The sequence below is a fragment of the Synechococcus sp. Lug-A genome (assembly GCF_024345655.1).
In the GTDB taxonomy this organism is placed as follows: Bacteria; Cyanobacteriota; Cyanobacteriia; order PCC-6307; family Cyanobiaceae; genus MW101C3.
In genome coordinates this window covers 17,100-29,930 of the sequence record NZ_JAGQBN010000003.1, presented here as the reverse complement: position 1 = coordinate 29,930, position 12,831 = coordinate 17,100, and the positions used below count along the sequence as shown (strand labels likewise).

General features: G+C 61.4%; 7 protein-coding genes. 3 read left to right on the top strand and 4 right to left on the bottom strand.

Annotated features, from left to right (window positions below; genetic code table 11):
• The first annotated feature begins 50 nt into the window (after positions 1-50).
• Complete coding sequence (locus KBY86_RS02895) at positions 51-1,784, top strand: YdiU family protein (RefSeq protein ID WP_255140304.1); 1,734 nt, start codon at positions 51-53, stop codon at positions 1,782-1,784.
• 97 nt (positions 1,785-1,881) lie between these two features.
• Here KBY86_RS02895 and KBY86_RS02890 read toward each other — a convergent pair whose 3' ends face one another.
• Complete coding sequence (locus KBY86_RS02890; RefSeq protein ID WP_255140110.1) at positions 1,882-3,162, bottom strand: hypothetical protein; 1,281 nt, start codon at positions 3,160-3,162, stop codon at positions 1,882-1,884.
• A 313-nt stretch (positions 3,163-3,475) separates the two neighbouring features.
• On the opposite strand from KBY86_RS02890, the gene KBY86_RS02885 reads away from it, so the two are divergent.
• Entirely contained in the window at positions 3,476-3,907 is a 432-nt protein-coding gene (locus KBY86_RS02885) for a hypothetical protein (RefSeq protein ID WP_255140109.1), read from the top strand.
• 317 nt (positions 3,908-4,224) lie between these two features.
• Here KBY86_RS02885 and KBY86_RS02880 read toward each other — a convergent pair whose 3' ends face one another.
• Genes KBY86_RS02880 through KBY86_RS02870 form a run of 3 tightly spaced genes read right to left on the bottom strand, consistent with a single transcriptional unit; the run spans position 4,225 to position 8,100 of the window.
• Entirely contained in the window at positions 4,225-4,578 is a 354-nt protein-coding gene (locus tag KBY86_RS02880) for a DUF86 domain-containing protein (protein WP_255140108.1), read from the bottom strand.
• 1 nt (position 4,579) lies between these two features.
• The gene (locus tag KBY86_RS02875) at positions 4,580-4,906 is read right to left on the bottom strand and encodes a nucleotidyltransferase family protein (protein ID WP_094510609.1); all 327 of its coding nucleotides are present in this window, start codon (positions 4,904-4,906) and stop codon (positions 4,580-4,582) included.
• Between the two features lie 29 nt (positions 4,907-4,935).
• Complete coding sequence (locus KBY86_RS02870; RefSeq protein WP_255140107.1) at positions 4,936-8,100, bottom strand: DUF3427 domain-containing protein; 3,165 nt, start codon at positions 8,098-8,100, stop codon at positions 4,936-4,938.
• Positions 8,101-8,464: 364 nt separating this feature from the next.
• Between KBY86_RS02870 and KBY86_RS02865 the strand changes: the two genes are divergently transcribed.
• Positions 8,465-12,754, top strand: coding sequence for an NACHT domain-containing NTPase (locus KBY86_RS02865; RefSeq protein ID WP_255140106.1), 4,290 nt, complete (start codon positions 8,465-8,467; stop codon positions 12,752-12,754).
• Positions 12,755-12,831: the final 77 nt, after the last annotated feature.

Below are 12,831 nucleotides of genomic sequence, written 5' to 3'. Positions count from 1 at the left end.
CCCTGCCCAGGCCGCCCCAACCCGAACGTTCCGTGCCGTCATCCGTGCCGATATCCGCGCCGTCAACAGAGCCCGCACCAGCCGCGGCACCAGCGCCGACAACAGCTGAGCCGACAACAACCACGTTCGCGGCGTTTGCCCAACGGGCCGACTACTCGCTGCTGGATTCATTACGGGCGGATCCGCAGGCCACGGTCGATGGCGTTGATCACCAGCCCCGTCAGGTGTTCTCCGGTCATTACGTGCCGGTCACGCCCACGCCGCTTCCAGCGCCAGAGCTGGTGGCACACAGCAGCACCCTCTTCCACGAGCTGGGCCTGAGCGAATCACTGGTCCGCGACGACCAGTTCCGGCGGCTGTTTTCCGGCGACATCAGCGCGGCCACAGAACCGATGCGGCCCTACGGCTGGGCCACTGGTTACGCCCTCTCGATCTACGGCAGCGAATACATCCAGCAGTGCCCGTTCGGCACCGGCAACGGCTACGGCGATGGCCGGGCCCTTTCCGTGTTCGAAGGCGTGTTCAACGGCCGGCGTTGGGAGATGCAACTGAAGGGCGGTGGGCCCACGCCCTATTGCCGTGGCGCCGATGGCCGCGCCGTGCTGCGCTCCAGCGTGCGCGAGTTTCTGGCGCAGGAGTTCATGCACGCCCTGGGGGTGCCCACCTCGCGCTCCCTCACGCTCTATGTGTCCCGATCCGAAACCGTGCGCCGGCCCTGGTACACGCCGAACTCCCGCTCGTTCGATCCCGACATCCTGGTGAACAACCCGGCAGCGATCACCACACGCGTGGCGCCCTCCTTCCTGCGTGTGGGCCAGCTGGAGCTGTTCGCCCGCCGTGTCCGCCGCCAGGCCCATCCGGAGGCGCTGAACGAGTTGCGGATGATCGTGGCCCACCTGATCGAGCGCAACTACCGGCAGGAGATTGATCCGGGTCTGCAGTTCAGCGACCAGGTGCTGGAGCTGGCGGGATTGTTCCGCGCGCGGCTCACTTCACTGGTGGCGAACTGGATCCGCGTGGGCTACTGCCAGGGGAATTTCAACAGCGACAACTGCGCGGCAGGCGGCTACACCCTCGACTACGGGCCCTTCGGCTTCTGTGAACTGTTTGATCCCAGATTTCAACCCTGGACCGGCGGCGGCGAGCATTTCAGCTTCTTCAATCAACCGGCAGCGGCTGAAGCCAACTTCCAGATGTTCTGGTCCGCCCTGCGGTCACTGCTCGAGGACAACACGGAGGCCCTGGCCAGGCTGGATCAGATCCGCGACGGCTTCGCCGAAGCGATGCAGCAGGAGATCGAGGCGATGTGGGCCAGCAAGCTCGGCCTGATCTCCTACGACACCACGTTGGTGAACGAGCTGCTGCAACTGATGGTGCACTCCAAGGTCGACTACACGATCTTTTTCCGCAGGCTGTCTGCCATTCCCGAGCAACTCTCCGCTTTGAATGAGAGCTTCTACCTGCCGAATTCAGATGAGCTCGATGCGCAATGGACGCAGTGGTTGCAACGCTGGCGTGCACAAGTCACGGCCAATGGCAACCTCAACGAGACATCTGCAGCGATGAAGCGTGTGAACCCGGCAGTGACCTGGCGTGAATGGCTGATCGCACCGGCTTATCAACAGGCTGCCGAAGGCGACACCACAGCGATCCAGGAGTTACAGGCGGTGTTTCGCCATCCCTACGCAGAGTTGAGCCCGGAACTGGCGCCTACCTACGACCGCCTCAAGCCCAGGGAGTTCTTCAACGCCGGAGGGGTGTCCCACTACAGCTGCTCGTCCTGAGCCGAACCTGTCCACACCCAGCCGTGTGTCCATGCGGGGCAACAGCGAGTCCGTGCCCCTTCCCGCGGAGCTTCGCCAAGGTGATGCTGAGCAGCGATCAGGACTCAATCTCCTGCTCAAGCATTCCCTTCTCGGTCGTGTAGGCCAAGCCGTCTGTGCCGAGGTGCCGGTGGCGGGCGAAGCTGCGGGCGAAGGATCGTTTGCGGTCGAGGCGCCCTGTGGGGGAGCTGGCGCTGCGCGCCCAGCCGGTGCGAAGACTGTTGCGTTCCACAATGGGGCGGTTGCGCCAGCGCAGGGCCGCCAGCCGCAGCAGCGGGATCGCGATCAGCAGAAGGGCGTAACCGATGCTGAACCAGGCCAGGCCCGCCAGCAGGGGCGGCGTGGTCCGAAGGATATCGAACAGCATCGGGGCGAGCAGAAGCAGGGCGCCACTGAGCACGGCGTAGGCCCAGCGCACGTCCGAGCTTGCCCGGCTGAAGACACACCGCCGCTCCCGCAGCGGTGGTGAGGGGCGATCCGCAGCAAGGGCCTGGCCACGGCCGTGTGCAGGCTTGGCGAGCCCGGAGCACACCTGCAGGCTCGGGAAGTGATAGGCAAACTCGCCCTGTTCACTCACCTCCGGGCGGCCATCGAAGCGCAGCAGCACCGGCAGCATCGCGGCATCGGCGATCTCACCGGCCCGTTCACCGTCGGCGGGCCGGCGGGGCAGATCCAGCAGAGGGGCCAGATCCTCGGCAATCACGGCTCCACCACGATGGGCGATGAAGCAGCCGATGCGGCGCCAACGCCGCTGCTCCAGGTTGCGGTTGGGATCGCCATCGCCGAAGAGCACCGAAAACAGCGACTCCAGAAGCTCCAGGTCGTCCTGGATGGCTTTCTGCCGTTGCAAGGCGACCGGATCATCATGCTGACGGCGGCGGCCCCTGGCGAGGCCGGCCACGCTGTCGCCCACGCCCAGCACAACGTGCAGCAGCAGACCAGCCATGGCTTTGAGGAACTCCGCGGAGGCCGGAATCCGGCCGGTCACCATCAGGCCAGTGACCAGCAGCAACGCCAGCAACGTCAGGAGCGTGCCGATCACAAGGCGGACCAGCCGGGTGGACTGCCGCCAGAGCCAGTTGAGCGTGGCCCCCAACCGCAACCGCCAGGAACGCGCCAGCAACCTTCGCCAAAGATGGCGTGGGAAGTGATAAGCCACGCTGCCGTCGTCGCTTACCCGCAGAGACGCCCCAACGGCTACCGCCAGCTCCAGCAGCTGGCGCTCCACCAGCTCCAGGGAGAGGCCCGTGCGGGATGCCGCCTCTCCGGCGGTGAGCGCCCCACCGCGCTCCCCCAGCAACCGCAATAGCTCAGGTTGAGCTGCAGTGAGACGGATCATCGAGGTTGTGGCAGTGGAGGATGGAACCGAGCATCAGCACCGCCGCGGAGTTCGGGTGGGAACGATGCTGCCCGGCGTGCGCCCAATCCCACGGGCCAACAAACAGGAAAGACAGCAACACCACCCCCAGCTGCAAGCAGGGCGGCAGCCACACGGAGGTTATCGCTGAGATGGTTGATGTCTGCGGTTGGTTGATGCGGTTCGTGAACACCTTGGTAGCGAGGCAGGACACCTGAACCAAGCTGCTGGTCTGGATCTGGATTCAGCGTTGGGTCCTCCACTGATGCTCCCACTCTGCACACGGCACCTGGTGATGGTGACACTGGCCTTCTTTCTCGCTGGCTGTGAGCATCTCCTGAAGCCGAAGCCCTTTCTGCTGCGTTGCCAGCTGGAGGAAGGTTCGCTGAAGGCCGTCCGCGTCAATCCCCGCCAGCAACAAGTACAGGAACTGGATCCCCGTACGTTGGACAGGACGAACACCTTCTGGAACTCCGACATCCCAGATCCGGCTGCGCGAGGTCTGGTGGATGAGACGCTCGTGAGGATCACCTCGCAGGAGGTTCACTGGGAGGTCAAACGGTATCGCCCCCAGATGGAGTGGGAGACCAACACCGTCGATCTCCAAAACCTCAGCTACAAGGGTGAAACCGGTTCGTTCACGGATCTTGAACCCGCCAAGTGGAACTCAAAGGGTGTCTGCCAGAAGCTCGATGATGTTCCTGACGCTTCTACCGGGGCTGAGTAGGGTCTACACCTTTTCGGCGACCAAGGCGTTGGCGGGTGGCCAAGCGGCGTTCACCCTCGTGGCTCTCATCGCGGGCAAACCCCAGACACCGGAACGGCTCGGTGACACCCCCGGCCCGGCCGGCCTCGCGCCGGTGCTCTGGCTCCGCCAATGGAACCGAGAGGGGCCAAGGGCCAGGTCGCGGGTGCGGGTGGTGGGGGAGAAGAGGGCTTAGCTTTTGCGCAGGCTGATGAACTGTAGGTCGGTCGCGCAGGTCCGGTGCCAGATCACGCCTTCGCGGTGGATGCACAGGGCGTCGGCGGTGAGAGTAGCAATGGCTAAGTGGTGGGAGGATCCTTGTCCAACGCTGCCAAGAGAGAGCATCTCAGGCCAGGCAGGTCATTCTGGATCGAATCCCAGAGAATCAGCTGATCCACGGCTTCGTACACATGGATGATTCTGTTCCGTGTTCCAACGATGCGACGTACATCTGGAATGATCACGAGCACACTTGGATCGGCTTCAAGTGCTCGCTTGAGAGCCTCTCCGATGATTTCAAATTTGCGCTCCACAGCTGATTGGATCAGCTCATCGTCAAGGTAGTGGTCAAGCGTGCAGTTCTCGATGAAGCGTTCAATTGCTTCGATTGCCTCCAAGGCGTCAAGCAGGCGTTTCAGCGCCTCCCTTCGCATGTCAGAGTTCCAGGAGAAGCCGGCGTGAGGCGTCCACGTCCTTCCGGAAATAGGGATTGTGAATCATGGATTCCGTCAAGAGATCGACCGGACGGCCGAAGAGGGCTTCCAATTCATCGGCGAAGGAACAGAAGCGTCGGGCGTAGCCAGGCTCCCGTTGGCCTGTCATCTGCACGATGAAGTCCAGGTCACTGCTGGCGGGGTCGAACAGGCCCTTCGCCGCCGAGCCGAACACTTCGAGCCGATCCACGCCGTAGCGGTTGCAGAGGTGCCTGAGCGGCTCCAACCGATCGGCCAGTAAGGGCAGCAGCGGGGCAACCGTGTCCATGGGGTCAGGTTAATGGACCTTTCAGTCCCTCACACCGCCAACGCCAGCTCCGGCACGAACGCAGCCGGAATCGCCCGGTGCAGCCGCCAGCGAATCGCCATGGGCCGCTCGCCCTCGTGGCTCACGTAGTCGGCAAAGCCCAGGCAAAGAAACGGCAGCGTCACCCCACCACGCCTGTTCTCCTCCCGAACGAACAGCATCACCCGGCTCCCGCGCTCAACGTGGTGGATGTATCGCTGCCCAGTGGTGGACGCTTCCCGGGTGAGGCTCTGGCTCTCCCAGTGGAACTCCCACGGGGAGATGGCGTAATCGTTGTAGCGGGTGGTGGGGGAGAACAACCGCTCTGATTTCTTGAGGGTGATGAAGAAGACGTCGCACTGGGTGGCTTCGTCAAAGAACACCCCCTCCCGGCCGGGGAAGGACCGCGCTTCGTTCAACAACCCAAACGCGGCGAACACCTCGGCGCGGGAATAGCGGCCGTGGAGTTTGAGGGGGATGGGGGGCGGATCGGCGCGGTCCCAGTCGAGCGGGCTCACCAGGTGGTCGGTGCGCTCGTGCAGCAGCTCGAACAACTCCACCAGCTCGGCGCGCAGGTCAGCGGCGGCCCAGAGCCGCACCAGGGCCTCGGCCAGGGGCACGTGCTGCCGGCCGCTGCCCCAGAGCTGGGCCATCAGCATGCGCCAGCTGCGTTCCGTCTCCGGATCGAAGCCCGCTGGATCAGGCGCGATGGGTCGCCGCAGCTGATCCGCCAGCCAGCGCAACCGCTCCGGGTCATCCAGGTGGAGCAGGCCGCCAGCGATGCCCCGCCCCAACCTCTCTTCATCCGCCGTGGGCTCCCCTGAGGCCGCCCCCGCCGCCACCCACCCCAACTCCCGCTGCAGCAACGCCCAGGAGCCCGCCACCTTGTAAAACTCCCCCAGCTCCATCCCAAGCCCCTCCAGCAACCCCGCCAGCGAACAGCGCCCGAGGCGGCGGGCCTCGGCGAGCAGCTGGGGCCGGCGCGTGGGCAGCGACTCGCGCAAATTGGCAAGCACCCGCTCACTCGACACCCGATCGAGCTGCAGGCTGCAGCCGGCCGGCAGGAAGGGGAAGCCATCTTTGATTTGCTGCTCCAGCTGGTCGCGCGTGCCACCGAGCAGGGCGCGGTAGCGCAAATCGAAGCGGAAGCTCCGGTGGGCCTGGCCGATGAAATCCAGCACCGTGAGGCAGCTCTTGCCCCGGCAGAGGCGCAGACCGCGGCCGAGCTGCTGCAGGAACACGATGGCGCTCTCGGTGGGCCGCAGGAACAGCACCGTGTCGATCTCGGGGATGTCGAGGCCTTCGTTGAACAGATCCACTGCGAACAGGATCTGCAGCTCGCCGGAGCGCAGGCGGCGGATCTGCTCGGCGCGCTGCTCCCGGGGGCTGGAGGCATCCAGGGCGGCGGCGCGCAGGCCGGCGGCCACGAACTTGCGGGCCATCCAATGGGCGTGCTCCACGCTCACGCAGAAGCCCAGGGCCCGCATCGCCGCCAGGTTGGTGACCTTGTCTGCCAGTTCGCGCAGGATCAGGCGCAGGCGGGCGTCGTCGGCGGTGTAGAGGTTGGACAGGGCTTCGCTGGCATAGCCGTTGCGGCGCCATTCGATCCGCGACAGGTCGGTGCCGTCGTGGAGGCCGAAGTAGTGGAACGGGCACAGCAGGCCCTGCTCCAAGGCGCTCCAGAGGCGCAGCTCGGCGGCGATGCGGCCATCGAACCAATGCAGGATGTGCTCGCCGCCGGTGCGCTCGGGGGTGGCGGTGAGGCCCATCAGCAGGACGGGCGCCAGGTGGCGCAGCCAGCGCTCGTAGCTGGCGGATGCGGCGTGGTGAAACTCATCGACGATCACCACGTCGAACGTGTCCGGCGCCAGGTCTGCCGGATCCAGCCCAGCGAGCGACTGCACCGAGGCGAACACATGGCGCCACTGGCTGGGGCGCTGGCCATCCACCAGCAGCTCGCCAAAGGAGCCATCGCGTAGCACCTGGCGGAAGGTGGCGAGGCTCTGCTGCAGGATCTCGCGCCGGTGGGCCACGAAGAGCAAGCTCGGGCGCCCCGAACTGGCCTGGCGGGCGTAATCGAGGGCGGCGATCACGGTTTTGCCCGTGCCGGTGGCGGCCACCACCAGGTTGCGCCATCGGCCATGAAGGCTGCGCTCGGCCGACAGCTTGTCGAGAATCTCCTGCTGGTAGGCGTAGGGGCGGATGTCGAAAAAGCTGAGCGGGGTGGCGTCTGCTGCTGGGTCCCCCGCCGACTCCTCGCGCGCGGCCCGATCAAAGCGGCGCTGCTCGATTTCGCTGGCTCGGTAGGGCTCGAACTCGCCCTCCTCCCAGTAGCTCTCAAAGGCGGCCTGGAACTTGGCGAGGATGCCCTCGTTGTCGTGGGCGGAGAGACGCACGTTCCACTCCAGGCCGTCGTGCAGCGCGGCGGTGGAGAGGTTGGAGGAGCCGATGTAAGCGGTGGAGGAAGGGGCGCTACCTGAGAGGCCAGGCCGATGGAACAGCCAGGCTTTGGCGTGCAAGCGGGTGCGGCGGGTGTCGTAGCTGACGCGCACCTCGGCACCGTGGGCCACCAGCCAATCAAGGGCGCGGCGGTCGGTGGCGCCCAGGTAGACGGTGGTGAGCACCCGCAACGAGCGGCGGGGCTGGGCCTGCAGGAACTCAGACAGTGCCGGTTGGAGCAGGCGCAGACCGCTCCACTTGATGAAGGCGCAGAGCAAGTCGATCCGCTGGGCGGAGGGGATTTCGTGGATCAGCGCCTGCCCCACCGACGGTTCGCCGCTGGCGTTCACCAGCAGGGTGCTGTCGGCCAGGGGGATGAGCGGGCGGATGGTTGCGGCCTGGCCGGGCAGAAGCGCCGTGGATCGGATCTCCGAGAGCAGCCGGGCGGAGGGGTGCAGCAGGTCGCCCATGGAGATGGCGCGCGGCGCCTGGCTCTGGAGCAGGCCAACCAGTTGGTTCACCAGGGCCAGCTGGTGCTCAGGGGTGGCGCCACCGCTCAGGTGCTCCAGGGCAATGAGGGCCAGACGCGCCAGGTGCCGGGCCAACAGGCGCGGGGCTTCCTGGGGATCAAAGCCGTCGGTGGCGACCAGGGTTTCCTGCAGGTCGCGCAGCTGCTGCTCCAGGCTTTCGGTGAGGAGTTGCTGGTATGGGCCTGGGGGGAGGGCCTGGTGGGGCATGGGCTGGCCAGGTGCCTGTGCTGCGGTACTTGCTGTGGATCGCCAGCCAGGAATCGGACTGGGCTGTGGCGATGTTATGCGGGTCCGGATAACGTGTCAGGCAGCATTGACGACCAAGGCCGGATGCTTGTTCCAGCGAGGGATATGCTCAGTGAAGCCAAGCTCTTTTATTCGTCTTATGCGGATGCAGGGATAGCAAGAGGGAGTTTATGGGGATCCGCCCAATCAGCGTTATGTGTTTTGGAATGGCGGGTTTCGACCCGAATCGAACAGCTCTGCTGAACATGCTCGCTCTTGATCATCAGGGTAATTTTGTCATCCTGATCCATAATAGCTCTTCATTTACGAGCCATGAGGATACTAAATGGAAGACTATGTCCCGTTAGATCGCGAATTTTCACCTGTCTACAAAAGTGAAAAAGAAGCGGAGAGTGGCGAAATCCTCTTGGCTTGGGGGCATGCCAAACCGATAGCTTGGGAAGGGTTGGAGGAAAGATTCCGCTGCATCATATTGGCGGAAGCGGGTGCGGGGAAGACGGAGGAGTTGCGGCAACGTGCCGATTCTCTCAGGGGCGAAGGAAAAGCAGCCTTCTTTCTCCGAATTGAAGATATCGAAACTGATTTCTATACCGCGTTTGAAATAGGCACAGAAGCCCAGTTTCACGCATGGCTGCAGTCGACGGACGAGGCATGGTTTTTCCTGGATTCTGTTGATGAGGCTCGGCTAGAGCACCCGAGAGCCTTGCAGAAGGCTCTTCGCAGCTTTGCCAGGGGGGTCGCAAATGGCGCGCACAGAGCTCATATCTACATTTCGAGTCGCCCCTATGCATGGCGGCCAAAGGAAGACCAAAAACTGCTAGATCAACTTCTGTATCTCCCCGCAGCACAGACAGAAGAGGATGGTGATCGGCAAGCCACGCCGCAAAGCGCCCTCACCGTTTTCACTATGCGCCCGTTGGATGAAGGGCGGATTCGGCGTTTCTGCGTTGCTCGGGCGGCACAGAATGTCGACGGCCTGATCAGGGAAATCGATCGTGCCGACGTTTGGAGTTTGGCGGAGCGTCCATTTGACCTTGAAGGCATATTGGCCAAATGGGCTGAGGACAACGTCCTAGGTGGCCGTTTAGACCTGCTCCGCTACAACATCGAAAAGCGCCTACGCGATGAGCACAGTACTGACAGGGCGCAACGTCAACCCTTGAATCTGGAACAAGCAAGACAGGGCGCGCGTTGTTTGGCTGCTGCGGTCGTGCTGTCCGGGCGGGCGGGCCTTAATGTCCCGGATGCGACGCCGCTCAAACCTGGGGTTGATGCTGAAACCGTCCTTGCTGCTTGGAATCCCGAAGATGTTCGGGCTCTACTTGAACGCGGAATTTTCAACGACATCATTTATGGGGCAGTACGGTTTCGCCATCGGGAAGTGCGCGAGTTGCTTGCTGCAGAGTGGTTCTTTGGCTTGTTAAGGTCGGGCAACAGTCGCCATTCAGTCGAAGCTCTCTTCTTCCGTGAGCAATATGGGCAAAAGATTGTTACCCCCAGACTTCGAGCGATATTGCCGTGGCTCATCCTGTTTGACGACGCGATTCGGAGCAAGGCGCTTCAGATTCACCCTGAGATTGCTGTCGAAGGTGGCGATCCATCATGCCTACCATTGGCAGAACGACAGGGGATATTGGCAGACATCGTCAAGCGCATCACTTCGGATCAGGATAATCGCTCCGCACGAGAAAATAGTGCAATCGCGCGAATCGCCAATCCAGACCTCTCGGCCAACGCTCAGCAGCTCATAAACGCCTACGGCGACAATGACGACGCCATCTTCTTTCTAGGCCGGCTGGTCTGGCAAGGAGAAATGGCAGGTTGCGTGGCCTCTCTGGTTCCTATTGCAGCAGATGCTTCTCGGGGAATTTATGCCCGAATAGCATCGGCACGCGCGGTGATGTCGTGCGGGACCGTAGAGCAGAAAACCAGTGTGTGGCAACAACTTATCGATGGCGATGACCCGATTCCCCGCGAACTGCTCGCAGAGCTGGTGGAAGAATCTTCGCCTGATAGTGAAGTTGTCGAAAAGCTGGTGATTGCACTGGGCAAGTTGCCGCCCCATCAAAGGTACGAGACATCTGGCCTTGCTCGCGCTCTACACGGCTTGGTGGAACGCTTGCTGAATGTTGAAGAGGATCAGGCCATCGCTCAATTGATAAGTGGTCTACATGCTTATCTGGAACAGCCACCTTATGTCGAGAGGCGAGAGTGCCTTGTTTCGAAGGAATGTGCGTGGTTGCTAGGGCCAGCCTCACACGCAGTAGAAAAGCTGGTTGTCGCTCGAAGCGACGCCGCTTTAAGCGAAACATCTCTCTCTATCCTGCTAATGGTCACAACCTTGCGTAATTGGCAAGATGAAGAGCTCAGTGAGTACAAAACCAGGCTTCATGAGCTTGTACCCACATGGCCGGAGCTCAACGATTCCCTTTATTGGTTCAGCATTGAACAAGCTCGATTAGCGCAGGCGGAGCGTACAGGTGAATCCTTGACCGATGATTGGCCAGCTTCATGGCTAGGCCCATTCTGGAAGTTCGATGCTGATAGTTTCCCGAGGCTACTCGAATGTATTGGCTCCCGCGCGCTGCACGACGATAGATCGGTCGCGCTCAGTACGGCGTTTCAAGTTTATGCGCGCAATGACCGACCGGTGGACATTCTTGCCCAACTACAAAATGTCGTTTCCGAAGATTCTGAATTGACAAATAAGTTGGGACTTCTGATCGATCCGCCGGTATCGGAGACGGTTCGGAGGCATGAGGCGGAACGTGCAGAACGCCTACAGAGGCGCAGTGAGGAGGAAGAGCGACAAAAGAAGCAGCGAGCCGAGTGGATAGCGGAGTTACGTGCTAACCCAGAGCGGGTCCGCACCCCACCTGAAATGGAGTCCGGTACGTTCATGAGCGACCAGTACTGCCTTATGCGCGAGCTGCAGAATAGTTGCTTAGCTACAAGCCGCTCTGAGTACTCTAACTGGCCGGCGCTGACTTCAGATTTCGGTGAGGGCGTCGCGCAGGAGTATCGTGAAGCCGCCATTAATCATTGGCGTAGCTATGTTCCATCCCTAAGGTCCGAGGGAGACCCAGGTAACAGCATCCCATACGCTCTAATTTTTGGCCTAGCCGGACTGGAAATTGAGGCTACCGAGAATGCGGATTTCCCAGGCTATCTGGATGAAGCGCAAGCACGCCAAGCTATACGCTATCTCGCCTGGCCGCTTAACGGATTTCCGTCGTGGTTCGAGAGGATGCACCAGGCTTTCCCGGGCTTGGTCCAAGAGGCGGTGACCAGCGAATTGTTCTGGGAGATTGAGAACACCAGTCCAGACGAGCCCATGCACTACATTCTCCATGACTTGGCCTATCATGCACCTTGGCTGCATACCCACATTGCTCCTGCGATACTCGAATGGGTCGAATCTCACCCCTTGTGCATTCACGCCAACCGGAACTACTGCATATACATATTGGTGAACGGCGGTACGGAGGCAGCAAGTCTTGCCGAATTGGCAAATCACCAGATAGCTCAAACAACAGACGCGAACAGTATTGCGTCGTGGTATGCTCTCCGAGTCGATTGCGAGCCGGAAAATGGTATCCCGGAACTCGAACAGTGGCTCTCGGGTCTTGACGGGAATGTTGCAATAACCGCGGCGCAGGTATTCGTTAAGGCGCTTATCGATAGGGAGGGACCGAGAGATAGAGGCCCTGGATTCGGCCACTTTCAATCAGCAGAGCATCTGAAAAAACTCTATACCCTGGCGCACCGCTATGTTCGGGCGTCGGATCACATCAATCGTGGTGGTGGGCGCGAGGATTCTCCAAGGCTGCGCGATGATGCTCAGAATGCGCGAGAAAGTTTGTTCAAGCTCCTATCTGAAATGCCGGGCAAAGCCACTTATACAGCCATTGAGCGACTGATCCACGAGCACCCGGACCCTAATTATCGTACGTGGATGGCCAAGCAGGCATACAAGCGAGCTGAAGAAGATGGCGACATTGAGCCTTGGACAGCTGAGCAGGTCAACGCGTTTGATATGTTCCAAACTATAACGCCCGCAACGCATCATCAGCTCTTCGACCTTGCTGTGCATCGTTTGCAGGACCTAAAGAACTGGCTGGAACGGGGAAACGACAGCCCCTGGAGAACCTGGCAGCGTGTCGACGGCGAAACTGAGATGCGCACATTGATAGCGGGCTGGCTCAACCAGCACTGCCGTGATCAATACACGACTGCACAAGAGCCGGAACTCGCCAACAGCCAGCGTATGGATATCTGGCTGCAGAACGCGTATGTGCAATCACCAGTTCCTATCGAGTTAAAGCTGCTCGACAAGGGCTGGTCCGGCCCACAGCTTTGCGAGCGGCTGCGCAACCAACTGGCGGGTGATTACCTCAGAGAGGAAAGTGCGGGATGTGGCGTAATGCTGCTGGTCTGGCAAGGAAGGAATTCCGAGAGAAGATGGATGGTCAATCAACGTAGGATCAGATTAGTTGAATTGGCCAATGCCCTAAAAGGCTATTGGCACGAGATCTCCGCAAGTTTTCCCGGGGTGGAGACGATCGAAGTAATCGTCATAGATCTGACATTACGAGAACACGCCTCAGATTCATAAGTGGCAAGGCCTATGGGATCGGAGCAAGAGCCAAATCGAAGCCCAAAGCCTGCTCGCGACTGTTTCTGGAACTTCTA

Bases quoted from the DNA above. Each gene is read 5' to 3' on its own strand.
- KBY86_RS02880 (WP_255140108.1), bottom strand. From the start codon at position 4,578: ATGCGAAGGGAGGCGCTGAAACGCCTGCTTGACGCCTTGGAGGCAATC.
- KBY86_RS02875 (WP_094510609.1), bottom strand. From the start codon at position 4,906: ATGGACACGGTTGCCCCGCTGCTGCCCTTACTGGCCGATCGGTTGGAG.
- KBY86_RS02870 (WP_255140107.1), bottom strand. From the start codon at position 8,100: ATGCCCCACCAGGCCCTCCCCCCAGGCCCATACCAGCAACTCCTCACC.
- KBY86_RS02890 (WP_255140110.1), bottom strand. From the start codon at position 3,162: ATGATCCGTCTCACTGCAGCTCAACCTGAGCTATTGCGGTTGCTGGGG.
- KBY86_RS02885 (WP_255140109.1), top strand. From the start codon at position 3,476: ATGGTGACACTGGCCTTCTTTCTCGCTGGCTGTGAGCATCTCCTGAAG.
- KBY86_RS02865 (WP_255140106.1), top strand. From the start codon at position 8,465: ATGGAAGACTATGTCCCGTTAGATCGCGAATTTTCACCTGTCTACAAA.